Annotated in this window: 19 protein-coding genes; 13 read left to right on the top strand and 6 right to left on the bottom strand. The window is 49.8% G+C overall.

Annotation, left to right across the window (positions count from 1 at the left end):
* Positions 1 to 37 precede the first annotated feature (37 nt).
* Both SPICO_RS00395 and SPICO_RS00400 read right to left on the bottom strand, forming a co-directional pair.
* The gene (locus tag SPICO_RS00395) at positions 38 to 1036 is read right to left on the bottom strand and encodes a Gfo/Idh/MocA family oxidoreductase (protein ID WP_013738718.1); all 999 of its coding nucleotides are present in this window, start codon (positions 1034 to 1036) and stop codon (positions 38 to 40) included.
* A 39-nt stretch (positions 1037 to 1075) separates the two neighbouring features.
* Positions 1076 to 2578 carry a sugar ABC transporter ATP-binding protein gene (locus SPICO_RS00400; RefSeq protein WP_013738719.1) on the bottom strand — a complete coding sequence of 501 codons (1503 nt, stop codon included), beginning with the start codon at positions 2576 to 2578 and terminating at the stop codon, positions 1076 to 1078.
* A gap of 384 nt (positions 2579 to 2962) precedes the next feature.
* On the opposite strand from SPICO_RS00400, the gene iolG reads away from it, so the two are divergent.
* The 7 genes from iolG to SPICO_RS00435 are packed head-to-tail and all read left to right on the top strand — an operon-like array spanning position 2963 to position 11269.
* Positions 2963 to 4003: an inositol 2-dehydrogenase gene (iolG, locus tag SPICO_RS00405; RefSeq protein WP_013738720.1), complete on the top strand. Its 1041-nt coding sequence runs from the start codon at positions 2963 to 2965 to the stop codon at positions 4001 to 4003.
* Positions 4000 to 4812, top strand: a complete 813-nt coding sequence (locus SPICO_RS00410; RefSeq protein ID WP_013738721.1) for a 5-deoxy-glucuronate isomerase — start codon at positions 4000 to 4002, stop codon at positions 4810 to 4812. Before iolG ends, SPICO_RS00410 begins: the two co-directional genes overlap by 4 nt.
* 22 nt (positions 4813 to 4834) lie before the next feature.
* The gene (iolD, locus tag SPICO_RS00415; RefSeq protein WP_013738722.1) at positions 4835 to 6700 is read left to right on the top strand and encodes a 3D-(3,5/4)-trihydroxycyclohexane-1,2-dione acylhydrolase (decyclizing); all 1866 of its coding nucleotides are present in this window, start codon (positions 4835 to 4837) and stop codon (positions 6698 to 6700) included.
* A 26-nt stretch (positions 6701 to 6726) separates the two neighbouring features.
* Positions 6727 to 7620, top strand: coding sequence for a myo-inosose-2 dehydratase (iolE, locus tag SPICO_RS00420; protein ID WP_013738723.1), 894 nt, complete (start codon positions 6727 to 6729; stop codon positions 7618 to 7620).
* A gap of 45 nt (positions 7621 to 7665) precedes the next feature.
* Positions 7666 to 8700, top strand: coding sequence for a type II glyceraldehyde-3-phosphate dehydrogenase (locus SPICO_RS00425; RefSeq protein WP_013738724.1), 1035 nt, complete (start codon positions 7666 to 7668; stop codon positions 8698 to 8700).
* Complete coding sequence (locus SPICO_RS00430) at positions 8685 to 9989, top strand: phosphoglycerate kinase (protein WP_013738725.1); 1305 nt, start codon at positions 8685 to 8687, stop codon at positions 9987 to 9989. Before SPICO_RS00425 ends, SPICO_RS00430 begins: the two co-directional genes overlap by 16 nt.
* An 8-nt stretch (positions 9990 to 9997) precedes the next feature.
* Positions 9998 to 11269: a lactate racemase domain-containing protein gene (locus SPICO_RS00435; RefSeq protein WP_148228966.1), complete on the top strand. Its 1272-nt coding sequence runs from the start codon at positions 9998 to 10000 to the stop codon at positions 11267 to 11269.
* A gap of 115 nt (positions 11270 to 11384) precedes the next feature.
* Here SPICO_RS00435 and leuS read toward each other — a convergent pair whose 3' ends face one another.
* Together leuS and SPICO_RS00445 are read right to left on the bottom strand one after the other, a co-directional pair.
* Complete coding sequence (gene leuS / locus SPICO_RS00440; RefSeq protein WP_245523207.1) at positions 11385 to 13904, bottom strand: leucine--tRNA ligase; 2520 nt, start codon at positions 13902 to 13904, stop codon at positions 11385 to 11387.
* Between the two features lie 324 nt (positions 13905 to 14228).
* Positions 14229 to 15281: a Fic family protein gene (locus tag SPICO_RS00445; protein WP_013738728.1), complete on the bottom strand. Its 1053-nt coding sequence runs from the start codon at positions 15279 to 15281 to the stop codon at positions 14229 to 14231.
* A 211-nt stretch (positions 15282 to 15492) separates the two neighbouring features.
* Between SPICO_RS00445 and SPICO_RS00450 the strand changes: the two genes are divergently transcribed.
* The gene (locus SPICO_RS00450) at positions 15493 to 16281 is read left to right on the top strand and encodes a formate/nitrite transporter family protein (RefSeq protein WP_013738729.1); all 789 of its coding nucleotides are present in this window, start codon (positions 15493 to 15495) and stop codon (positions 16279 to 16281) included.
* A gap of 15 nt (positions 16282 to 16296) precedes the next feature.
* On the opposite strand, the gene SPICO_RS00455 is transcribed toward SPICO_RS00450, so the two are convergent.
* Together SPICO_RS00455 and SPICO_RS00460 are read right to left on the bottom strand one after the other, a co-directional pair.
* A complete protein-coding gene (locus tag SPICO_RS00455; protein ID WP_013738730.1) occupies positions 16297 to 16917 on the bottom strand; it encodes an SAM-dependent methyltransferase in 621 nt (206 codons plus the stop codon).
* Positions 16918 to 16924: 7 nt separating this feature from the next.
* On the bottom strand, positions 16925 to 18247 hold the full coding sequence (locus tag SPICO_RS00460) for a GTP-binding protein (protein ID WP_013738731.1): 1323 nt from the start codon (positions 18245 to 18247) through the stop codon (positions 16925 to 16927).
* A 36-nt stretch (positions 18248 to 18283) separates the two neighbouring features.
* Here SPICO_RS00460 and SPICO_RS10330 point away from each other — a divergent pair, with 36 nt between their 5' ends.
* From SPICO_RS10330 to SPICO_RS00480, 5 genes are all read left to right on the top strand, one after another.
* Entirely contained in the window at positions 18284 to 18442 is a 159-nt protein-coding gene (locus SPICO_RS10330) for a hypothetical protein (protein WP_169310027.1), read from the top strand.
* 88 nt (positions 18443 to 18530) lie between these two features.
* Positions 18531 to 19472, top strand: a complete 942-nt coding sequence (locus tag SPICO_RS00465; RefSeq protein WP_013738732.1) for an ROK family protein — start codon at positions 18531 to 18533, stop codon at positions 19470 to 19472.
* Between the two features lie 5 nt (positions 19473 to 19477).
* Positions 19478 to 21871: a glycyl radical protein gene (locus SPICO_RS00470; protein WP_013738733.1), complete on the top strand. Its 2394-nt coding sequence runs from the start codon at positions 19478 to 19480 to the stop codon at positions 21869 to 21871.
* Positions 21871 to 22614 carry a DeoR/GlpR family DNA-binding transcription regulator gene (locus SPICO_RS00475; RefSeq protein WP_013738734.1) on the top strand — a complete coding sequence of 248 codons (744 nt, stop codon included), beginning with the start codon at positions 21871 to 21873 and terminating at the stop codon, positions 22612 to 22614. The genes SPICO_RS00470 and SPICO_RS00475 overlap by 1 nt, the downstream gene beginning before the upstream one ends.
* Positions 22615 to 22876: 262 nt before the next feature.
* Complete coding sequence (locus SPICO_RS00480) at positions 22877 to 23848, top strand: sugar ABC transporter substrate-binding protein (RefSeq protein ID WP_013738735.1); 972 nt, start codon at positions 22877 to 22879, stop codon at positions 23846 to 23848.
* Positions 23849 to 23923: the final 75 nt, after the last annotated feature.

The following is a 23923-nucleotide window of genomic DNA, read 5'->3' on the forward strand; positions in this document are numbered from 1 at the left end:
CCTCTGTTCTGGCGTTGTCGTCCTCATGACCTTCATGTCAGACAGGAACCGGTTTGCCCTGTCTCAGGGATGCGTTGGCCGCAATGCCGAGCTTAAGGGCTGCTATGCCATCGTCAATGCCGACGCATGGAGCGTTTCCCGCCTGGACATCGTGGATGAAGCGGCGCAGTTCTTCGAGATATGCCTGTCCGAACCTGCCCAGAAAACCATCCACTGTGTTTTTATGTATTCCGGAGGCATCCATGACTTCCATGGGAGAATCCTGGAGGTTCCCAATGAAGGCTGCCCCTTCCGAACACACTACCTCGGTACGCACGTCATAGCCGTACCGTGAGTTTCTGCTTCCTTCCAGAGAGCCGAGAACCCCGTTTGCAAAAGTAATTTCAATGTTCACATGGTCTATGTCGCCGACCGCTTCAAGTTCTTTGTACCGGACGATGCCGCCCCGTGCGTATATTTCAACGGCTTCGGAACCCGTGAACCATCTGCACAAATCGAAGTCATGGACGCACAGGTCAAGGATAAGTCCCCCGCTTGACTTGGCGAACTCTATCGGAGGGCAGGAAGGGTCCCGGCTTATTCCCAGCAGGGAAACAGGGGTTCCGATGTCTCCGGATTCAATTTTCTTTTTCGCTGCCGCATATCCAGCGTCAAACCGTCTCATGAAGCCCAGTTGCACGAAAGCATGCTTTTTTGCAGCCAGTTCCTGGACGGCAAGAGCCTCATCAAGATTCAATGAAAGAGGTTTTTCACAGAAAACGGCCTTGCCTGCATTGATGGCATCAGTAATCATGGCGGCATGCATGGTTGTTGAAGAAGCAATGACGACAGCATCGATATCCTTGCTATTCAGAACATCATGATAGTCCGTAAACCCCGCTACTGAAGGATAGCTGGCCGTGAACAATTCCAATGCCTTGGAAGACACATCCGAGACAGCGGTCAGTTCCGCGCCAGGAATGCTGCCGGCAAGGTTTGCCGCATGGCGGAAGCCGAGCCGCCCCAGTCCTATGACACCACAACGAATTCTTTTCATCACTTTGCTCCTGTTTGTAAAGCCCATATAGTGGACTCGTTATGTACTACTGATGCCGGATGCGGCATACATGATTTTCCCTTGGTCAAATTCTTCTCTTTGCAGCTCTCCGGTGATCCGTCCTTCATGCATGACAATGATCCTGTCCGCCATGCCCATGCATTCATCCATCTCAGAACTTATCATGATGACGGCGGCGCCATTTTCCAGAAGGCTGTTGATGAGGTTGTACACTTCTATTTTCGCGCCGACATCGATACCGCGTGTCGGTTCATCAAAAATGAAAATCTTCGCTTGGGTCATGACCCATTTCGCAAGGACTACTTTCTGTTGATTTCCGCCACTCAATTGACCGGCGAGCGTTGATGTGTCCGGAGCTTTTATCCTCAGTTCCTTGGCAATCTTCCCGGCGTGATTCTTCATCCCGAACAAATCAAGGAAAAACTTGTTTTTCTTGAAGTTCTTCAGATGCACCAAGGTTGAATTGAATTCTATGGACTGAATAAGTATCAATCCCTGCTGTTTCCTGTCCTCGGTGAGAAAAGCTATTCCAGCTTTGATTGAGTCCGCCGGAGAATTGATTCTTACTTTTTCCCCGAAGACAGTGACCTCTCCGCTGTCTGATGGATCGGTACCGGTCAGCCCCCTTACCATCTCGGTACGTCCGGCTCCGACCAACCCGGAAAAGGCAAGTATCTCGCCCGTGTTCACGGAGAAGGAAATGTCTTCAAATACTCCTTTCCGCGTCAGTCCCTTGACTTCAAGGGCAGTCTCTCCAATGGCAATTTCTTTCTTGGGATATTTGTGCGTGATATCACGTCCGACCATCAGGTGGATGATGTTGTCCACCGTTACATCGGAGATTCTATTGTTGGCGACGACACATCCGTCCCGCATGACAGTAAGTGAATCACAGATATTTTTTACTTCCTCCAGCCTGTGGGATATATAAATGACAGTGACCTGCTTTTCTTTCAGTGCCTTGATAATCCTGAAAAGCTCCCCGGCGTCTTTCTCACTAAGGCTGGCGGTTGGTTCATCCATGATGATCAGTTTTGCTTCGGCATGGACGGCTCTGCATATTTCTATCATCTGGCACTGGCCTACGCCCAGCAAACCGAGCGGCGTTGTGGAATCAATGTCCAGTTCAAATTCCTTGAGGATTTCCGTCGCTCTCCTGTTTGCTTCGGCCCTGTCAAGGAACAGTCTGTTTTTCTTCAATTCACGTCCCAGGAATATGTTTTCCGTCACTGTCATATGGGGGACTTGGTTAAGTTCCTGGTAGATGCAGGCAATGCCGAGATCCATAGCCTGATGGGGTGTAAGGGAGGGGAAGACCTGTCCATCAAAATAAATCTCTCCTGAATCCGGGGAATGCGCTCCCGCGAGGACTTTTATCAACGTCGATTTTCCCGCGCCATTCTCACCGACAAGTCCGTGTACTTCCCCTTGACGGACATGCATGCTTACAGAATCAAGAGCCAGAACCCCGGTAAACCGTTTCGTGATGTTTCTCAACTCCAACAGATTCTTGTCTTCCATTGACACGCTCCTTTTTTACCAGGGCAGGGGATTGCTACAGGGATTAATCCAATGATGAAGCACAAATGGCTCTTTTTGGATGTCCATGTTGAAAACGTTACCAACAAAACAATCTCATCGATTTCGGCATTTGTCAAATATTTATTTTCCTAATTTGATTCTGGTGTTCGTGTATGTTCCTTTAATCATCTATTTATTATGTAAAATGCATATTTTGGGGATTAATTTAATGAAGAAGACACGGTTTAGGAATCTTGTAAGGATGCAGAGTGAAATGTCTTTACAAATTTTTTTATGGATGTATACTTGAAAAGTCTGGTAACGTTACCAAAATATTAAGGGTAACTGATGTCCTGTTCGTCAAGAAACCAGTGAGGTAAAAAGATGGAAAAGAAGATGGCTATCGGAATCATTGGCGCCGGTCGCATCGGCAAACTACATGCGGAAAATATTTCCCGTCTGGTACCCGGTGTCGTGATTGCTGGAATTTCCGATGTACACATGACGGAAGATATACGTTCATGGGCGCAAGGACTGGGCATCCTCAGGATAACGGCGAATCCGCAAGACATCATCACTGATTCTGAAATTCAGGCAATCATCATCTGTAGCTCGACGGAGACGCATGCCGACATGATCATTGCCGCGGCGAAAGCTGGCAAACATGTTTTCTGCGAAAAACCCATCGACCTTTCCGTCCAGAAAGGTCTTTTGGCCGTGGAGACTGCACGAAAGAACAACGTGAGGCTTCAGCTTGGCTTCAACCGCCGGTTCGATCATAACTTCCGGAAAATACGGGAGCTGAGCAAGGCAGGCACGGTCGGGGACATCCACATAGTGAAGATTACATCACGTGATCCCGCGCCGCCTTCCCCTGCTTATGTCGCCTCATCAGGGGGTATTTTCCTGGACATGATGATTCATGATTTTGATATGGCCAGGTTCCAGGCGGGCAGTGACATCACCGAGGTACATGCCATTGGCTCCGTGCTCGTAGATCCGGAGATAGGGAAAGCCGGGGACATTGATACTGCCATAGTTACCTTGAAATTTGCCAATGGAGCCATTGGTGTCATTGATAATTCCCGTCAGGCTGTCTATGGGTACGACCAACGGGTTGAAGTCTTTGGTTCAAAAGGTTCCGCCGAAGCGTTCAATGATACGGAGACAACAGTGAAACTTTCCACTGCCGAAGGGGTTGCGGGAGACAAGCCGCTGTATTTTTTCCTTGAACGGTACAAGGGTGCGTTTGTCAGTGAAATCAATTCCTTCATTGAGGCAATTGGCGGCAAGCATGATGTGGAAGTCACGGGTGAAGATGGTCTTGAGGACATGATTGCGGCTTTGGCGGCAGGGAAGTCGTTGAAGGAAGGCCGTCCGGTGACAATCAGGGAAATGAAAAAAGAATTGGGAGTGCGGCAATGACAACGCAGATGCGGCATAGCGGTCCTTATGTCCATGGATACACGGATCTGGTTCCAGGGACGGGTCCTACTTCCGATATGTTCATGAGCTTCGGAGTCCTTTCCCTCAAGGAAGGAGATACATGGACTGATACAGGACGGGTCTCAGGAGAAGAACGCGTCTGGCTCCTGGCTCAGGGGAACGCAAAGATTTCCTGGGGAAAGGAACGACTGTCCATCTCCCGCCCTGACTTGTTCGACCATGAACCATGGGTGTTGTCCGTTCCCTCGGCTGTGGATGTTTCCATCGTTGCCGGCAAGGGGGGAGCAGAGTTCTATCGTAGCGCTACGGACAATCCTCTACAGTTTGCGTCCCGTCTCTTTACCCCGGAAGAATGCAGGAGTGAATTTCGTGGTGAAGGGATGATGAACGAGACATCGACCCGTATTGTCAGGACTGTTTTTGATGATACCAACAGGCCGGAATCGAATCTTGTCATCGGGGAGGTCATAGGGGTTCCGGGGAAATGGTCCAGTTACCCGCCTCACCATCATCCACAGCCGGAAATCTATCACTATCGGTTCCTTCCCGGTCAGGGATTCGGTTTCTGCGCCATCGGAGAAACTCCCTGTCTTATCAAGGATCGGGATACGATTCTTATTCATGACCATGAAGTTCATCCCCATGTCACGGCTCCGGGATATGCCATGTGGTATATATGGATTATCAGACATATCGAAGGGAACCGTTACGCCGTTCAGCATGTTCCACCGCAGTATCAGTGGGTTACAGAGTCCGGCGCGGAAATCTGGGCTCCGAAGAAAAAGTAAAATAAAAGGATTGGGTTTCTATATGGCAAAAATCAGACTGACAATGGCACAGGCTCTTCTCCGTTTTCTTGATAATCAGTATGTAGACTTTGACGGCCAGACAACAAAGTTTGTCACGGGGGTCTTCGGCATCTTCGGACATGGAAGTGTCGTCGGTCTTGGAGAAGCACTTGCCGCGGAAAGCAACAAACTGCCTTTTTATCAAGCGAAGAATGAGCAGGGGGCAGTCCATGCCGCCACCGCGTATGCAAAGGAAAACAACAGGCTGAAAATCATGGCCGTCGTGTCTTCAATAGGGCCGGGGGCTCTTAACATGGTAACTGGCGCGGGTACGGCTACCGCAAACCATCTGCCGGTTCTGCTGCTGCCGGGAGACGTGTTCGCCTGTAGGCAGCCTGATCCGGTTCTTCAGCAGATTGAGATTCCTTACGACTATACAATTACGGCGAATGATGCCTTCCGTGCCGTAAGCCGCTATTGGGACAGGATAAACCGGCCGGAACAGGTGATGAGCGCCATGCTCAATGCCATGCGGGTATTGACGGATCCCGCAGAAACCGGGGCTGTCACCATTGCTTTGCCCCAGGATGTACAGGGCGAGGCATATGATTATCCCCAAGAATTTTTTGAGAAGCGTATCCATCATATCGAGAGACGGATGCCGACCGAAGCACAGATAAAGAGGGCTGCCGATGCAATTCGGAAATCCCGCAAACCCTTGGTCATCTGCGGTGGGGGCGTAAGGTATTCTTCAGCGGGTGATGTGCTGCGGGAATTTTGTCATAAGTTCCATGTTCCTTTCGGAGAAACCCAGTCAGGCAAAGGCGTGATTCCCTGGGATGACGCGTATAACCTTTCCGGGATTGGAACGACAGGCAGCCTGGCTGCAAACAGGATTGCGGCGGATGCTGACCTTGTCATTGGCATTGGTACCCGGCTCGGAGACTTCACCACCTGCTCGAAGTGGCTGTTCAAGAATCCTGACTGCACGTTCCTGTCGGTCAATGTCTCTGGTTTCGATGCCTATAAGATGAACAGTGAACCGATTGTCTCCGATGCAAAGGCTTTCTTGGAGGCGTTGCTCCGTGATTCTTCCCTCGGCGCATATGAAACGGCATGGGGCAAGGAAGTCCCGGATATCAAAGGACAGTGGGACAAGGAAGTCTGCCGGTTATATTCCGAAGAAGTCAGCGGTGGATTGTCACAGGCGCGGGTCATTGGAGAACTGAATGACAGACTGCTTCCTCATGATGCCGTTGTGATTTCAGGTTCAGGTTCAGTTCCCAGCGACATGCAGCGTGTATGGCGTACCCGTGTAACGGGGACATATCATGTGGAATACGCTTTCTCATGCATGGGATATGAGATAGCTGCTGCCTTGGGCGCAAAGATTGCGCATCCTGACAGGGAAGTCGTCGTCATCATTGGTGATGGAGCGTATGCAATGCTTCATTCTGAACTGCTGACGGCTGTCCAGGAGGGCAAGAAGATAATTGTGTTTGTCCTGGACAATGCTGGTTTCCAGTGCATAGACAATCTCCAGCATAGCCAAGGCATTGTCCACTATGGAAACGAATGGAAAGTGCGGGAGGAGAGTACGGGACGACTGACCGGAGCATCCCTTGCCGTCGATTATGCGAAGAACGCGGAAAGCTGGGGAGCCGTCGGGCTCCGGGCGGATACAATCCAGGAACTGGAGGACGCGACTCGCCGGGCGTTGAAGGAAACTCGTCCGACTGTCGTACATGTGCATGTGACGCCGAAGTCAATGACGGGAAACTATGAGGCGTGGTGGAGAGTCGGTATTGCCGAAGTGTCGGAAAATCCTGATGTCGTGACGGCATGGGAACGGATGCAGGATGAAATCGAGAAGACAAGGAAATTTTGAAGAATTTTTGCAGAAGGGGGAAAGATATGAGTGATGACGCAATCAGATTGGGCATAGCCCCTATTGGATGGACGAATGATGATTTGCCTGAGCTTGGCGGGGAGATACCTTTTGAACAATGCGTGAGTGAAATGGCTCTGGCAGGTTTTTCAGGGTGTGAAGTAGGGAACAAGTATCCGAAGGATCCTGCGGTCTTGAAAAAAGCGCTTGGACTCCGTGGGCTTTCCATCTGTAACGCATGGTTCAGTATGTATCTGACTTCCAGGCCGTATGAAGAAGTCGAGAAAGATTTCCTGGCTCATTGTGATTTCCTCCATGCCATGGGAGCAAAGGTGGTGGGGGTGGCCGAGCAAGGGAATTCCATCCAGGGTCGTCAGGATCTTCCTGTGTTTGATAAGAAGCCTTTCTTTTCCGAAAGCCAATGGAAGCAGGTTTCCGAAGGTCTCAACAGGCTGGGTGAAGCAGCTTTGAAGAAAGATATCCGCCTTACATACCATCATCATATGGGAACTGGGGTACAGACGACCGAAGAAATCGACAGATTGATGGAATCGACTGATCCGGAGCTTGTCGGATTGTTGTACGACTGCGGACATATTGCCTTCTCCGGTGAAAATCCCGTGGATTCCTTGAAAAAGTGGCTTCCCCGCATCTGGCATGTACATCTGAAAGATGTCCGCAAGGAACGCAGGGAAAAAGCCATTGCGGAGAAATGGTCTTTCCTGACATGCGTGAAGAACGGTGTCTTCACTGTCCCCGGAGACGGCAGCATATCCTTTGAACCGATCTTCAAGGAGCTGATCACACGAGGATACTCCGGATGGTGGGTGGTCGAGGCGGAACAGGATCCGGCCAAGGCCAATCCATTGGAATATGCGCTCAAGGCGCGTTCCTTCATCAGGGATAAGGCCGGAGTTTAGCTGGTATCTAGAGTTATCTGGAGTTATCTGGAGTGAGGTGTAATCATGAAAAAAATTAAAGTCGGAGTTGCAGGATATGGCGTGATAGGGCAACGTCTCGCTGATGGTGTCGCACTCCAGGGAGATATGGAGCTTGTTGGTGTTGCCGATGTAGCCCCTACGCTTAGCGTGAAGGCGTTGAAAGAAAAGGGGATGCCCTACAAGTTCTTTACGGCTGCTCCTGAAAGACAGGCTGAACTTGAGGCCGCCGGTATTCCTGTCAGCGGCGACCTTGATGATTTGGTCAGACAGTCGGACATCATGCTTGACGCGACCAGTGCCGGCGTCGGCGCAAAGAACAAGCTTCTCTACGAGAAGTACGGGAAGAAAGCAATATTCCAGGGCGGAGAAAAGAACACTGTCGCCGATGTTTTTTTCCATGGATATGCGAATTATGAAAAAGGAGTGGGAGCTGATTTCCTCAAGCTGACATCGTGCAATACGACAGGGTTGATCAGAGCTGTCGATTGCCTGGACAGGGCGGTCGGCGTGGAGAAAGTCGCCATTACAATCATACGGAGGGTCGCCGATCCTGGTGATTATCATCGGGGACTGACGAACGCCTTGCAGATTGACAAGGCTCCAAGCCACCAGGCGCTCGACCTCATGACCATCATGCCGCATGTCGAAGCAACAGGAATCCTTGTCCATACTCCAGTCACTCATGGTCATATCATCACCGTTGTTCTGACTCCAAAGAAAGACATCAGTGTTGCGGAAGCTCTCATGTATTTTGACGGACATCCTCGTATCAGGCTTGTCTCGATAGATGAAGGTTTCCAGGGAAACGCCAGTCTGTTCCGCTATGCGCGTGACTTGGGAAATCCACGGGGTGACATGTATGAAATTGCAATCTGGCGTGATTCGATAGTCAAAAGCGGTCGGGACATCATGTTTGCCATCAACATCCCGCAGGAAGCGGTCGTCATTCCTGAAAACATAGATGCCATCCGTGCGTCCATGAAAATGCAGCTTACACGGGACGAGGGAACTGCCGAGACAAACACATATCTGGGGATTGGAAAATGGAAGATTTCGTAAAAATCAATACCTTGGATGATTTTGATTTTTCAGGGCGGACGGTTCTTTTCCGTCCTGACATCAACTCTCCCCTTGACCCCAAGACCAAGCGTATCGCCAACATCAACAGGCTTGAAAAAGCGGCTCTGACCTTGCGGGAGCTTCTGGAAAAAGGTGCGAAGGTCGCTCTGATAGCCCATCAGGGAGATACCTTGGATTATCAGAATCTTATACCGCTGGAAGAACATGCCGCCATACTGGAGCGGATGACCGGACATCCTGTTGCGTATAGTGATGATGTCTGCGGTCCCGCGGCGGTTCAGGCTGTCAAAAAATTGAAAAAAGGAGAGGCTGTCGTCCTGGGGAATCTCAGGTATCTGAGCGAAGAAGTCACGGCTTTTGAGAAGGAAGTCAAACTGGAGCCGAAGGGAATGTTCGATACATGGCTTGTCCGTTCACTTACCCCGGTCGTGGACTTTTATGTGAATGATGCTTTTGCGGCCGCTCATCGGAACTGTCCTTCCATGGTAGCGTTCCAGGAATTACTTCCCACGTCTGGTGGACGACAGCTTATAGCGGAATATACGGCGCTTTCCAAAGTCACCGCGCATCCTGCGCATCCCTGTGTCTTTGTTCTTGGCGGCGGTAAGATTTCTGATGCTTTCGGCATGATGAGGAATGTCCTGGAATCGGGAACCGCGGACAAAATACTGACGGCGGGAATCACAGGACTTGTCATGGCGCTGGCAGATGGCATAGATCTGGGTCATGCGACGATGAAATTCCTTGAGGACAGGGATCTCATAGGTTTCATTGAAGAAGCCCGCCAGCTTCTTTCGGCGTGGGGAGATAAATTCATGTATCCGGAAGACCTTGCCTATGAACAGGACGGCAAAAGGCAGGAAACATCAGTATCTTCTCTTTCGCCTCTTTCGCCGGAACTGAAAGACAAGCTTTTTCCTGATATAGGTCAGAGGACAATTGAGAAATACCAGCGGGAACTCTCCATGAGCGCGACAATCTTTGTCAATGGCCCTGCGGGAGTCTATGAGGATGAACGGTGGGCGTTGGGAACTCAGGAAATCTGGCAGGCCATTGCGTCTTCTCCGGGATATACCGTAGTCGGGGGAGGAGACACGATTAACGCCGCGTCACGTTTCACGGACTTGCAGGATTTCTCCTATGTTTGTACTGCCGGTGGGGCGATGGTCAGATTCCTTGCGGGAAAAAAGTTGCCGCTTATCGTCGCCATGGAAAAAGCCTACGTTCCTCCTGAAGTCCTTGAAACCGTGAGAAAAACACTGGGATGATAGAAGACATGATACACATTCAATATGTGAAGAAGGACATTGCGGTCGATATAAAAAAGGAAAATCTCCTGGGGGTGTTTGAGCCTAATGCTGTGGATGAGCCGTCAGATATCTCCGAGGCCATCCGCAATGCCTTGTTCGCTCCATACGGAGGACCGGACTTCAATGGGTTCCTTGAAGGGGCGAAGACAGTCCTTCTTGTCATCAATGACGCGACACGCCCTACGCCGTCAGGAACGATCATCGCGACGCTTCTTCCTCTGCTGGAACGGTATGGCATCACCGAGAAAAGCGGGCTTGGCATACTTATTGCCACCGGTGCCCATCGGGGAGCCACGGATGAAGAATTCGGGCAGTTGTTCGGTTCTTTGGCCGCACGCCTGAAAAACTGTTGTATATCTCATGATTCCCAGGATGTGGATGAGCTTGTGAATCTGGGGGTCACGCGCAACGGAACGCCCATCATTTTGAACAAAAGGTTGTTCCTGTTTGACAGAATCATCATTATCGGAAGTGTCGAGCCACATTATTTCGCCGGTTTCACAGGCGGCCGCAAGGCTTTCCTGCCCGGTGTCGCCGGATATGAGACCATAGTTGCAAACCATAGGCTTGCATTGTCTGAAAAAGCTCAGTCGCTGGCATTGGAAGGCAATCCTGTACATGAAGATATGATGGATGCCCTGCGCCATATTTCCGCGCCTGTGTTTTCCATCATGTCTGTTCTTGATAAGGAACAGGGAATTGCGGCTGTCACGGCGGGAGACATCACTGATTCATTCCATGCCGCGGTGGATGTCGCCAAAAAGGTTTTCTGCGTGAAGATTCCCCGGAAAGCGGACATTGTCATATCTGTTGCCAAATTTCCCATGGACATCAATCTGTATCAGTCCCAGAAAGCGATTGACAATGGAGCGCATGCGGTAAAAGACGGAGGCATCCTGATTTTGGTATCCGCTTGCAGGGAAGGGATTGGGGGCAAGACTTTTGCTGATCTTCTTGCCCGTTCTTCTTCTCCGGAAGATGCGTTGGAGAGGATAAGTCGGGAATACAAGCTGGGTTATCACAAGGCTGCAAAGATGGCTGCCATCATGCAGCGGATGACGGTTTTTGCCGTTACGAATCTGGATGCCGGGCTTCAGGAAAGTCTTTTTCTGACACCGGTCGGCACTGTCCAGGAAGCAATCACCAAGGCAATCGGGGTCATGCATGACAAAGGCATTGATACACCTCAGGTCATTGTTTTTCCTGATGGCTGCGTGACTATCCCTGTGGAAGAATAACATTCTCCGCTTCTCGTTCTTCTGGCTGTTCATGCTTGCTTGAGATCATAGGAAGAATGGGGAGCGGAGATTTCCTTTATACTTTCTCTTTCTGACTTTTTTAGCCTTTCGCCGTTTATCCCTTCACCACTATGTTGACCAGCTTGTCCTGGACAAAGATTTCCTTGACGATGGGTTTGCCCTCAATCCAGCCCTTGACTACCTCATTTGCACGGGCGGTCGCCAAAGCCTCGTCACGGGACAGTCCTTTGGCAACGACCACGCGCGCGCGGAGTTTCCCGTTCACTTGGATGACCAGTTCAACCTCATCGTCTTGAGTCAGTTCCTCGGCATAGGTCGGCCAGCTTGCGTAGGCAATGGATGGCGTGTGTCCGGCTCTTTCCCACAATTCTTCAGCGATATGGGGTACATAAGGGGAAAGCAACAGGAGCAAGCTCTCCCATACCTCGCGGGGGAGGACATCACACTTGTACATCTCATTGACCAGTACCATCATCTGACTGATCGCCGTGTTGAAGTTCAGGGCTTCCGTATCGGTCGTCACTTTCTTGATTGTCTTATGCAGGGTCTTGAGCAATTCAGCGGAAGGAGCTTCCTCGGAAATGGCACGATCTTCATGGAGTCTCCAGATACGGTCAAGGAAACGCCAAATACCAATCAGGCTCGTGGTAGCCCATGGCTTCGATTCTCTCAAAGGCCCCATGAACATCTCGTACATCCGCATGGTGTCGGCGCCATATTCACGCACAATGTCGTCAGGATTGATGACATTCTTCAAGCTCTTGGACATCTTGGCTATGACTCTCTCCAGCGCAATGCCGGTTTGCTTTTCCATGAAGGAGCCGTCGGGCAGTTCTTCAACCATGTCCGTCGGAACCAGGCTTTTGTCAGGACGCTGATAGGCGAATGAAGTAATCATGCCTTGATTCACCAGCCGCTGGAAAGGTTCCTTGGTGGAGACGTGTCCCAGGTCGTAGAGAACCTTGTGCCAGAAGCGGGCATAGAGCAGGTGCAGGACGGCATGTTCTGCTCCTCCTACGTACAAGTCTACCGGCATCCAATATTCCTCGGCTTCCTTGCTGACGAACCGTTCGGAATTGTGAGGATCGAGATAGCGGAGGAAATACCAGCATGATCCTGCCCACTGGGGCATGGTATTGGTCTCGCGTCGGGCTGGGGAGCCGTCGACCGGGCTTTGGGTTTCCACCCACTCGGTCACATTTGCCAAAGGACTCTCTCCGGTGCTTGCGGGTTGGTAACGCTCTATTTCAGGAAGAAGCAGGGGCAATTGGTTCTCAGGAATCAGTTCTACGGCGCCATCACGGGTATGGACGAGGGGGATAGGCTCTCCCCAATATCGTTGCCGACTGAAAATCCAGTCGCGCAGTTTGTAGTTGGTCGTCTTGTGTCCCAGTTTATTTTTTTCCAGCCATGAAAGCATGGTGGCTATGGCGTCTTCTTTATCCAGGCCGTCGAGGAAACCACTGTTCACATGGATGCCGTCCTCGATCCATGCCGCTTCCTGTACATCTCCTTCTCCCTTGAGGACTTCGATTATGGGGAGATTAAACTTCTTTGCAAATTCCCAGTCCCGTGTATCATGGGCGGGTACTGCCATGATAGCTCCGGTGCCATAGGAAATCAGTACGTAGTCAGCAATCCATATGGGGATGCGTTCTCCGTTGACGGGATTGACGGCATAGCTGCCGGAAAAGACACCGGTCTTGTCCTTTGCAAGGTCGGTTCTTTCCAGGTCGCTCTTGTGGGCGGCTTGATGGATATATGCTTCAACTTCTTTTTTCCGGTCAGGAGCCGTCAGTTTCCCGACCAGTGGATGTTCAGGGGAAATGACCATGTACGTTGCGCCGAAAAGAGTATCGCAGCGGGTCGTGTAGACTTCCAGGTTCTCATTGTGACCATCAACCTTGAAAAAGACGGAAGCTCCCTCTGAACGGCCAATCCAATTGCGCTGCATTTGCTTCACGGATTCAGGCCAGTCCAAGCCATCCAGGTCGTCAATGAGCCTGTCAGCGTAGGCGGTAATCTTCAGTACCCATTGGCGGATGTTACGGCGGATGACAGGTGTCCCGCAGCGTTCGCACCGGCCTTCCTTCACTTCTTCATTGGACAGGACGGCGTTGTCGTGGGAACACCAGTTAACCGGCATTTCGGACTCATAGGCCAGCCCCATCTTGTACAGTTGCTCAAATATCCACTGGGTCCATCTATAGTATTCCGGTTCATGGGTGGAGATTTCCCTGTCCCAGTCGTAGGAGAATCCCAGGCTCTTGATTTGCTTGCGGAAGTTGGCAATGCTGGCTTCAGTGGTGACGCGGGGATGTATTCCCGTTTTGAGCGCATATGTCTCGGCGGGCAGACCGAAGGAATCGAAGCCCATGGGATGGAGGACGTTGTATCCGTTCATCCGCAGGAAGCGGCAGTAGATGTCCGTGGCAGTGTAGCCTTCCGGATGTCCGACATGGAGTCCTTCTGCCGAAGGATAGGGAAACATGTCAAGAACATACTGACGTTTCTCCGGGGGAAAAGAAGGGTCTTCTTTTGCAAGGAAGGTCTTGTGTTCTTCCCAGAACTTCTGCCATTTTTTTTCTATTTCATTGAAAGAATATGTGCTCATGCTGGCAATCATAGCGACGGGGTTGTTTTCAGTCAACAAAACCACGGGCAAGGAGAGCAAAGCGCGCGCGGTTCTATCATCTAGGCACGTCTACCATCTGCGCGGGATCCTCTTCTTCTTGAAAATCCAGTAGTTTCTGCTCGAAAAACTTGATATCATTCTCTTCGATCACTGGTCGTTTTCTCCATGTTTGAGTCGTTACTTACATTTTTGAACTTCCGGAGGCTCTTTTTCAATCCTCTTTTGCAAATTGCAAACTTCACTATACGCGACCCAGAGTCCAGGCCATAAGAAATTATTCTGGAAAACTTTTTCGACTGGTTCTTATTTCCTGTTCACTACATATCCACTTGTCGAACCTGCTCCTGCTTTTATGAGGAAACCATCTTTCACCAGCTGGGTGAGGGTTCTTTCAATAGTGACTTTGCTTATATCCGGGCAGATATCCATGATTTCTTTCTTTGTTATCTTTCCTGTAGACCTGTCCACTACGGCCTTGATCCTATCTGGTTTTGACAGATTCCTGTATTTCAGATGGGCTACCCGGTTTTCGAACTCAGAGTATGCCCCTGTGAGAATTCCCAGGTAGTATTTCACAAAAGGCTCGTAAGTATTCTTTCCTGCATGCCAGTTTGCCGATGAATCCTGCAAGGCTTCATAATATGTTTCCTTTGTCTTTTCAATGAGCATCTCAAGGCTGATATATTTCCCCACGATGTAACCGGCCTTATAATACAGAAGTAGAGTCAGAAGCCTGCTCATACGTCCGTTACCATCATTGAATGGGTGTATGCACAAGAAATCAAGTATGAACATAGGAATCAGCAATAACTTGTCATAGGCAGCATTTTCCCAGGCTTTAAAAAAAGCTTCGCAGAGCTGATCCATGGCCTCCGCTGTCTGATAGGCAGGGACAGGAATGAAGCGAACCCTTTCTTTGCCCTCCTGATCTATCTCTGCAATCACGTTGTCTGAATTCTTATAGATGCCACCAATTGCGGATGGGCTGAAATGGTAGAGATCCCTATGAAGTTGGAGAATGACATTGGGGCGGGGAGTCATGTAGTCATAGCTTTCGTGGATGGTGGACAAGACTTCCCGATAGCCTGCGATTTCCTGTTCTGAACGGTTTCTCGGCTCGGCTTTCTGCTGTACCAGTTCCCGAAGCCGTGCATCTGACGTATGGATTCCTTCAATCCTGTTGGATGCGCCGGTGCTCTGTATTTTTGCAACCGCAAGAAGGGTTGTCAGGGAATCAGCATAGGCTTCAATATAGAGATCTTGTCGACCTTTGCACTCATGGATATGCGTGAGCATCTGCACTATTTCAGAGGTAAGAAGCTGTGTCTGGGTTTCCTGATAATCAAAGGTTCTCATTGATAATCTCCGTCATTCTCGTTCTATCTCCATCATTGTTGCATAAAATGATGTAGATAACAACAGAAATGATGGTGATTCAGTTGCCGCTCGCGCGGTTCTAACATCTGTGACTCAAATCACTTGAAAGGTTTGGCAGGGCTTGATAGTATACGACGTTTTTCCGCAGTGACGGCAACATGACTTGTGTGGCCGGGGAGGTGACTTCTCTATGGAAATCCACGACACCAGTCTCAATGCCATCCTTCATGCCGGCGAGCATAAAGTTAATGTCCTGGGACACGACCCTGCTGCGTCAGTTTCAGCAGCCATGTTGGCGGGCGTTTTCGTCGGGCTGGGCATGTTCCTGATTTATACGATAGGTGGCTATCTCAATGCTTCCGGCATCACGCATTACAAAATACTGATGGGCGTTTCGTTTGGCATCGCCCTAAGCTTAGTGATGCTCCTTGACGGAAATCTCTTTACCGGAAACACCATGCTTGCCACCGCCGGACTCCTGGCTGGGAAGATGAAGGTCAGGCAGGCTGTGAAGCTCTGCGTCTGGAGCTGGCTGGGCAACTTCGCCGGATCAACTCTACTTGCCATTCTGTTCCTTTTTGCCGATACCACCCATGGCAGCGTGCGGCAGTTCTTCATTGACGGAGCCATGGCAAAGATGACGGTTCCCGCGGTGAATATCTTCTTCAAAGGAGTGCTGTGCAACTTCTTGGTCTGCTTTGCTACGCTCAGCGCCATCAAACTTAAGGAAGAGACAGCCCGCCTCATCATGATATTCTGGTGTCTTTTCGCCTTTATCACTACAGGCTATGAACATTCGGTGGCCAACATGTCGTTCTTCAGCGCAGCATGGCTCCTTTCCGGCAGAACCATCCCTTTGATCAGCATTGGCCATGGCCTTTTGTGGTCTACGGTGGGGAACGCTGTAGGAGGAATACTGGTCGCCGTGGCGTATTATGTAATCGGCAGGAAAAACCTTGAACGCCCTGCGTCGGAGTAAGCCCTCCGGTCTCTCTCACCCTTTTTCCATTACTTCTTTCTTTAGATCCAGTCCGATGATGTAGGTTTCAAATGAATCAGAACGACACGCCGCAGGCTTGAAAGTCTTGCTTTTGATGAAATATTTCTTCACATCGGCAAGCACGGCATTGTGTCCGCCTCCCTGGAAAATCTTGATCACCAGGTTGCCATGGGGTTTCAGGTGTTCACGGGCAAGAGACAGAACACTTTCCGCCAAGTTTTCGCTGCGCGCCACATCGACCATCCTATTGCCTGTTGTCATTGGCGCTGCATCGCTGATGATGGCATCATACGGCCCATTTACTACCAAAAGAGAGCGGATATCTTCACTGAATGCATCGCCAGTAAATTCCATGACTGAAGGGGGCAGGGGATTGAGGGAAAGAGGATTCAGGTCAACGGCGACTATGGAACCTTTTCCCTTGAGTATTTCCCGGTGGACGTAGAGAGTCCATGAACCGGGTGCTGCCCCGACATCCAGGACTTTCGCTCCCGGTCTGATGATGCGGAAAACCTTCTGGATTTCTTCCAGCTTGTACACTGAGCGTGCGGGATAGCCTTCCTTGCGGGCTCTCAATGTGTAGGAATCCGCTGTGTTTCTCTTACTGGTCGCCATGGGTGGACTATAGCATGTTGCGTCCGGGGTGGAAACCCGCTTGTTGCCCTGCTGACGCGACGCTTCCCATGATGTAGTTCTGGTCGGCAGGATCCAAGCTCTCGAACCATGAGCGCCATACGTTCTTCTGCTTCATTTCTTCATCGGTCAGGAGAACTTCATCCAGACGTCTGCGTAGTTCCGCTTTGTCCCATGCGCGGCCGATGAACACAATTTCCTGACGGCGGTCGCCGAAGGGTTCTTCCCACATGGCAGCAAGGAACTTCTTGAAATCTGCATCGTCCGGTATTTGTTCGGGAACTGCTGCCCACCAGTATGCCTGTGGTTCAGAGAACAAGGTTGAGCCGGCGAGGGTGAGAAACCATGCCCGCATTGAGTCTCCCGCCATCCAGACATACCCTTTTGCGCGAAGCAATCCCGGCATTCCTTCAAGGAGGAATTTTTTCAAGCGGACAGGGTGGAAAGGCCGGCGGGCTTTGTACGTCATGCTGGTTATGCCGAACCCGCCCAATTCATGACCTTCCTCATGGTGATGAGCGTGTTCATGGCAGTGTCCGCAGGAACAGTCTTCGTCATGATTATCGTCGTCTTCATGATGATGGTGTTCATCATCCATGCTTTCCTGTGAGGCGATTCGTTCCTCCCATGCGGCGGAATCCAGAGCAGAACCGAAATCAAACCGACCGGTTCCGACAACATCCTCAAGAGGCACGATGCCATGGTGAGTACGGATGATACGGGCGCGTGAGTTTACCACGCCCAAGTATTCCTCAAGTTCCCTGAGAGACTGTTCGGTCGTCAAGTCGGTTTTGTTCAGGATGACTATATCGGCAAATTCTATCTGGTTGGAGAGCAGGATGCCCAGGTCGGGGTATTCATCCAGGTCATGGGAATTGAACATCCGCATGAAAGTCGAAGCGTCCACGACGGTAACAATTGTATCCAGCACGGCTCCTTTGCGTGATGCCCTCATCTTTCCGTCTTCTCCCAGGAAGGGCTGGGCGATGGTCAGGGGATCGGAGACGCCGGAGGCTTCAATGAGGAGATAGTCAAACTCCTGACGGGCAGCCAGCTTGTCTATCTGATCCATCAGGTCAGAACGCAGGGTGCAGCATATGCATCCGTTTTGCATCTGTATCAGGGTGTCCGAGGAGCGTGAAACATCCTGTCCCTGTAGGACAAGGGCGTCAATGTTCACTTCGGAAAGGTCGTTGACAATGACGGCAATCTTGAGTCCGTGCCGGGAGGTCAGTATGTGGTTGAGAAGGCTGGTTTTTCCAGCTCCAAGGAAGCCCGACAGAACCGTGACGGGCAGTTTCTTGCGCGGCATAGGGATTCTCCTTGCCGCATCATGGTGATGATGGGCATGGCAAATGTAATACAGAGACTAAGGAAGGTCAAACCCAACACCAATATCTGTCCGTTCGTCTTGCTGGACAGTGCCGAAAAGAATGGTCGTTCAATAACTCATCTTCCTGTCCACTCCTTGGCATGGCAGGAAAACCAGCTTTACACCGTCATTTGAAATCATGTTACTTTCATATGAAATAAAATAATTGACAAACGTAAATTTACTGCCTACATTGGAATCGTAAAAGGATAAGGTTTTGGTCATGGGACAAAGGAATGTCATTGGAATTGATGTCGGCGGTACAAAGATTGCCTACGGCTTGTTCGATGAACACGGCATATTATTGAATCGTTCGCAATATCCGACCGATATCAAGGCCGACGGACCGTCGTTATGTGATTCTCTCATAGAAACCGTCACGGCATTTGTCAAGGAAAACGGCCTGAGCTTTAAGCACATTGATGGAATCGGAATCTGTCTTCCTTCATATGTGAAGTTTGATGAAGGCTTCGTGTGTATGACAACGGCAATCATCGGCATGCATGATTTCCCCATGCGGGAGTACCTTGAAACCCGTCTGCCGGTTCGCATCGTACTGGATAATGATTCTAACGCCGCTGCATTGGCAGAACATCGGCACGGAGCGGGAAAGGGAAGCAGACATATGGTATATGTGGCGACTTCCACAGGCGTAGGCAGCGGCATCATCATTGAAGGCAAACTGTTCCGGGGAAGTTATGGATGGGCAGGGGAATGTGGACATATGCTGGCTACTCCTGATGAAGGCGTGCTGTGTGGATGTGAGAACAAAGGATGCTTCATGTCATATGTAGGGGGACGGTTTGCCCCCGATCACGTCAAACTCAACCTTGAAAAAGGCATTCCCAGTACTTTGTCTTCCTGTGACCAGATAGATTGTGAAGCTATTCTCAAGGCATATGAAAATGGTGACTGCCTTGCGGGGAAAATGGTTGAATCCATGGCACATTGGTTGGCGGTATGTGTCTACAATGTTTATCAATTACTGAATATAAACCTGTTCGTGTTCGGAGGCGGCCTCGTTCATTTTGGCAATGCCCTTTTCGGGAGAATGCGCAAAGAATTTAACAGGTTCGACCATCTGGGGTATCCCGTAGAATTTAAATTTGCTGAATTAGGTAAGGATTGCGGCATCGTGGGTGCTGCTGAATTGGTGAGGGAGTAATATACATGAATCATTTCGGGGAATTGCATGAAAGAACCGCAATAATGCGTCACAGGTTGTTGGAAACACAACCTACAGTCTGTACCGAGCGTGCAATCGCTACCACAAGGGCCTATAAAGAACATGAAATGGATCAAGTGGTAGTGAAACGTGCCCATATGTTGGATGAAGCATTGAGGGGCATGTCCATTTATTTGGATGAAGGCTTGCTGGCGGGAAACCAGGCAAGCGCCGACCGTGCAGCCCCCATTTTCCCGGAATATGCCATGGACTGGGTAGTCGATGAACTGGACTTGTTCGATAAGCGGGACGGTGATCGATTCACTATTTCCGAGGAAAACAAGCAGATTCTAAGAGACATGCATCCCTATTGGAGAGGGCGCACCCTCAAGGACAAGGGATACGCGGCTTTTCCGGAGGATGCCCGATTGTTCTATGACCTTGGCATCATCAAGACCGAAGGGAACATTACTTCCGGTGATGCGCACCTTGCCGTGGATTATGGACGTGTACTCCGGGAAGGCTTGGAAGGGTATAGGGGACGGGTTCTTGATGCTCAAGCACATTTGGATTTAACGAGTTTCGATGATTTGAAAAAGAGCTATTTCTACCGTGCGGTTCTGATTGTCTTGGATGCGGTCAAAGCATTTGCCGGACGTTATGCGGACTTGGCGGAAATTTCAGCCAGGACCGCAGATCCTGTCCGGGCGGGGGAATTGAGTGAAATGGCAAGGATCTTGAGAAAGGTTCCCATGAAACCCGCGGATACTTTCCATGAAGCATTGCAAAGCCTGTGGCTTTTGCATGTTGTTCTTCAAATCGAGTCCAATGGTCATTCGCTTTCCTATGGAAGATTGGATCAATACTGTCTTCCGTATTATGAAAGAAGCCGGCGAGAAGGGATGACGGAGGAAGAGGGATGTGAATTGCTGGAAAATCTGTGGCTCAAGACCTTTACGGTCAATAAGATTCGTAGTTGGTCGCACACTCGTTTTTCTGCTGGCAGCCCATTGTACCAGAATGTAACAGTCGGCGGGCAGACCGTTGATGGAAATGATGCCGTCAACGAGTTGAGCTGGTTGATTTTGAGGACTGTCGCCCGTTGTCATATGCCTCAACCGAACCTTACTGTGCGCTATCACAGAAATATCAGCCACGAGTTCATGTCAGAATGCATTGAAGTCATTCGTTGCGGTTTCGGCATGCCAGCATTTAACAATGATGAAATCATCATCCCTTCTTTTTTGGAAAAAGGTGTCGCTAAAGAGGATGCATACAACTATAGTGCCATAGGATGCGTTGAAGTCGCGGTTCCAGGCAAGTGGGGATACCGGTGTACTGGCATGAGTTTTCTGAATTTCCCCAAAACGCTGATGATTGCTTTGAACGATGGAGTTGAAATCAACAGCGGTCGGAAGCTGTACCCAGGAAATGGACATTTTCTTCAGATGGAATCATTTGATGAAGTATTGGCAGCCTGGGATGTCTTTATCCGCGAGTTCTGTCGTCAGGCTGTGATTCTGGATTCCTGCGCGGACATGGTATTGGAACAGGAGGTTCCGGATATCCTTTGTTCTGCATTGACCGAGGATTGCATCGGACGGGGAAAGCACTTGAAGGAAGGTGGAGCCGTCTATGATTTCATCAGTGACCTTCAAGTCGGGATTGCTAATTTAGGAGATTCCCTTGCCGCCATAAAAAAATGTGTTTATGAAGACCGGAGCATTTCCCGACAGGAATTGTGGAATGCTCTGCTTATCGATTTTGCCGGAGAGGACGGAGAACGGATCAGGCAGCTTCTGTTGGCTGTTCCGAAATATGGCAATGATGATGACTATGTTGATTCTCTTGTGGTCAAAGGCTATGAAAGCTATATTGATGAATTGTCGAAATACAAGAACACCCGTCATGGCCGAGGACCGATAGGAGGATGCTACTATGCGGGCACCTCGTCAATTTCCGCGAATGTCCCCCAGGGCGCGGGGACGTGCGCGACTCCTGATGGCCGTCACGCCGGAGAGCCTCTCGCGGAAGGCTGCTCCCCGACTCATGCCGTGGATGTCAAGGGGCCTACCGCGGTATTTAAATCGGTGTCGAAACTTCCGACACATAAAATTACTGGCGGGGTGTTGCTGAACCAGAAAGTTTCCCCATCCATGTTGGAGAAGGAACGGGACAGGGAGAAGTTGATGATGCTGTTGCGAACTTTCTTCAATACTTTGCATGGCTTCCATGTGCAGTATAATGTGGTATCGCGCACTACGTTGCTGGATGCCCAGATTCATCCGGAAAAGCACCGGGATCTGATTGTCCGGGTTGCTGGTTATTCTGCATTCTTCAACGTGCTTTCCCGACAAACCCAGGACGATATCATTGCCCGGACTGAGCAGGTGTTATGATGACAGAAAGAAAGTTAATGATCATCAAGTTGATAAGCGAACGTGGGGCAATAGAAGTGACGGAACTCGCTCGTGAGCTTGGAATGTCTGCCGTTACTATCCGAAAGGATTTGGATCAACTTGAGCAAGAAGGACTACTGGTTCGGCACCATGGATATGCCGTACCGGTGTCTTCCGATGATATCCGTTATCGCATGACTTTTAATTATGAAGTTAAACAAAAGATTGCGAAAATGGCGGCTGGTTTAGTCAAGAACGGGGAATCTGTCATGATTGAATCAGGCTCTACGTGCGCAATGCTGGCATATGAGCTGGCAAAGAGCCGAAAAGATGTGATGATCATCACCAACTCCGCGTTTATTGCGGATTTCATACGACGGTGTGCTGCCGTCCGAATCACTCTGCTTGGGGGATATTATGATCATGATGCGCAAGTAATGTCCGGTCCTTTGACCCGGCTTTGTGCGCAGCAGTTCAGCGTGGATAAATTTTTCATGGGTACAGATGGCTATGAAGTGGGGCAAGGGTTTTCAAATGTTGATTTGCAACGGGCTGAAACTGTCCGCGCCATGGCGGGTAGCGCCAAACATAACATAATAGTGGCGGATTCTTCCAAGTTCAACAAAAGGGGCGTTGTATCGTTGATGCGTGCTGACGAGGTTTCGTATGTCGTGACGGACTTTGTCCCTGAGAATTGTCACAGTGATCTTGAACGCAATGGAGTAAAGATACTTCTTACGTGATGTGTTTTTGAAAAAAATATTATTTCTTGGTTAATGACTTCAATGATTGATCATTGAGGGTATTTTTGTTTTCCCAATACAGTGTCTTGAACTTTTTTAGAGTTCATTATTGTGCATTTTTTGGTCAATATGTGGTGTGTTAATCTGGGCTATCCTTACCTACAATAAACCAAAAGCTGAACAGAGGAGGTATCGGAAGATATTGTTCATTATTGATGATATGCATCAATAAGTCAGGTTGCAAAAAAAGGAGTATTTTCACATGAAAAAGGTAATCGTAATCACATTTGTATTGTTGCTGTGTCTGGTTGGAGTTGCATTTGCTGGCGGGAACAAGGAAGCCGCCGGTTCTCAAGGAACAGGCAAGCCTCTCCGCGCTGTTTGGTGTTCGGCTATGAACAATGAGTCCCAGCCGTTCGCTTATAAAATGTTCAAAAAGTATATGGCTCAATACAACATTGAGATTTCTGTCTTGGATGATCAGGGTGATGCCGCCAAGCAAGCAGCGAACGTCGCCCAGGCTGTAGCAGCGAATTACCAGTGGATCATCGTCAATCCTACCGATGCCGCTGGTATCGTGACTGCTTTCAAGGCTGCCAAGGAAGCTCGGCCAAACATTATCATTTCTACGTATTCATCTGATGTCCCCGACGACGCGGAACGGTATCGTGATTTCTTTGTCGGCATGGATGATGCCACTGCCGGTGCCGTTGCTGCCAATGCATTCATTGAAAAGTTTCCCAATGGAGGCAACATAGTCGAGATAGGAGGACAGGCTGGTCATAATGCACAGATTCTTAGGCATGATGGTTTCATATCTGTCATGAAGGATCATCCGGAATTCAAGATCCTCGATATTCAGAACACCGAACATTGGGCGACTGACGAAGCTCAATCTATCATGGAAGATTTCATTACCAAATACGGTAAGAAAATTGATGCGGTTTTCGTTCATTGGGATAACGGCGCGACAGGTGTGATTTCCGCAGTGCAAGCTGCTGGCTTAAACGGGATTGTAATCGTTGGCGTCGACGGGTGCAAGGCTGGTTTTGACCAGGTCAGGGAAGGTACCCAATATGCAACGATCATGAATAACTTTGAGACTCAGAGCATTGCTTCCCTGGAACTTGTTTCAAAACTTCTGGCTGGTGAAAAAGTCGCTTCCAATAACTATGCGGAAATGGATATCGTCACACTGGCGAACATCAATGAATTCACGACTCCTGAATGGTAGCATAAGAATTGATGTCGGTGGCATGAATGAATCCGTAATGGAATGAGGTGAGCCACCGTCACATCAAGTGCAGGT

The organism is Parasphaerochaeta coccoides DSM 17374, from assembly GCF_000208385.1.
In the GTDB taxonomy this organism is placed as follows: Bacteria; Spirochaetota; Spirochaetia; order Sphaerochaetales; family Sphaerochaetaceae; genus Parasphaerochaeta; species Parasphaerochaeta coccoides.

What these genes read in the sequence shown, in the direction of transcription:
- SPICO_RS00395 (WP_013738718.1), bottom strand. Translation starts at nt 1,036, where the DNA reads ATGAAAAGAATTCGTTGTGGTGTCATAGGACTGGGGCGGCTCGGCTTC.
- SPICO_RS00400 (WP_013738719.1), bottom strand. Translation starts at nt 2,578, where the DNA reads ATGGAAGACAAGAATCTGTTGGAGTTGAGAAACATCACGAAACGGTTT.
- iolG (WP_013738720.1), top strand. Translation starts at nt 2,963, where the DNA reads ATGGAAAAGAAGATGGCTATCGGAATCATTGGCGCCGGTCGCATCGGC.
- SPICO_RS00410 (WP_013738721.1), top strand. Translation starts at nt 4,000, where the DNA reads ATGACAACGCAGATGCGGCATAGCGGTCCTTATGTCCATGGATACACG.
- iolD (WP_013738722.1), top strand. Translation starts at nt 4,835, where the DNA reads ATGGCAAAAATCAGACTGACAATGGCACAGGCTCTTCTCCGTTTTCTT.
- iolE (WP_013738723.1), top strand. Translation starts at nt 6,727, where the DNA reads ATGAGTGATGACGCAATCAGATTGGGCATAGCCCCTATTGGATGGACG.
- SPICO_RS00425 (WP_013738724.1), top strand. Translation starts at nt 7,666, where the DNA reads ATGAAAAAAATTAAAGTCGGAGTTGCAGGATATGGCGTGATAGGGCAA.
- SPICO_RS00430 (WP_013738725.1), top strand. Translation starts at nt 8,685, where the DNA reads ATGGAAGATTTCGTAAAAATCAATACCTTGGATGATTTTGATTTTTCA.
- SPICO_RS00435 (WP_148228966.1), top strand. Translation starts at nt 9,998, where the DNA reads ATGATACACATTCAATATGTGAAGAAGGACATTGCGGTCGATATAAAA.
- leuS (WP_245523207.1), bottom strand. Translation starts at nt 13,904, where the DNA reads ATGAGCACATATTCTTTCAATGAAATAGAAAAAAAATGGCAGAAGTTC.
- SPICO_RS00445 (WP_013738728.1), bottom strand. Translation starts at nt 15,281, where the DNA reads ATGAGAACCTTTGATTATCAGGAAACCCAGACACAGCTTCTTACCTCT.
- SPICO_RS00450 (WP_013738729.1), top strand. Translation starts at nt 15,493, where the DNA reads ATGGAAATCCACGACACCAGTCTCAATGCCATCCTTCATGCCGGCGAG.
- SPICO_RS00455 (WP_013738730.1), bottom strand. Translation starts at nt 16,917, where the DNA reads ATGGCGACCAGTAAGAGAAACACAGCGGATTCCTACACATTGAGAGCC.
- SPICO_RS00460 (WP_013738731.1), bottom strand. Translation starts at nt 18,247, where the DNA reads ATGCCGCGCAAGAAACTGCCCGTCACGGTTCTGTCGGGCTTCCTTGGA.
- SPICO_RS10330 (WP_169310027.1), top strand. Translation starts at nt 18,284, where the DNA reads ATGGCAAATGTAATACAGAGACTAAGGAAGGTCAAACCCAACACCAAT.
- SPICO_RS00465 (WP_013738732.1), top strand. Translation starts at nt 18,531, where the DNA reads ATGGGACAAAGGAATGTCATTGGAATTGATGTCGGCGGTACAAAGATT.
- SPICO_RS00470 (WP_013738733.1), top strand. Translation starts at nt 19,478, where the DNA reads ATGAATCATTTCGGGGAATTGCATGAAAGAACCGCAATAATGCGTCAC.
- SPICO_RS00475 (WP_013738734.1), top strand. Translation starts at nt 21,871, where the DNA reads ATGACAGAAAGAAAGTTAATGATCATCAAGTTGATAAGCGAACGTGGG.
- SPICO_RS00480 (WP_013738735.1), top strand. Translation starts at nt 22,877, where the DNA reads ATGAAAAAGGTAATCGTAATCACATTTGTATTGTTGCTGTGTCTGGTT.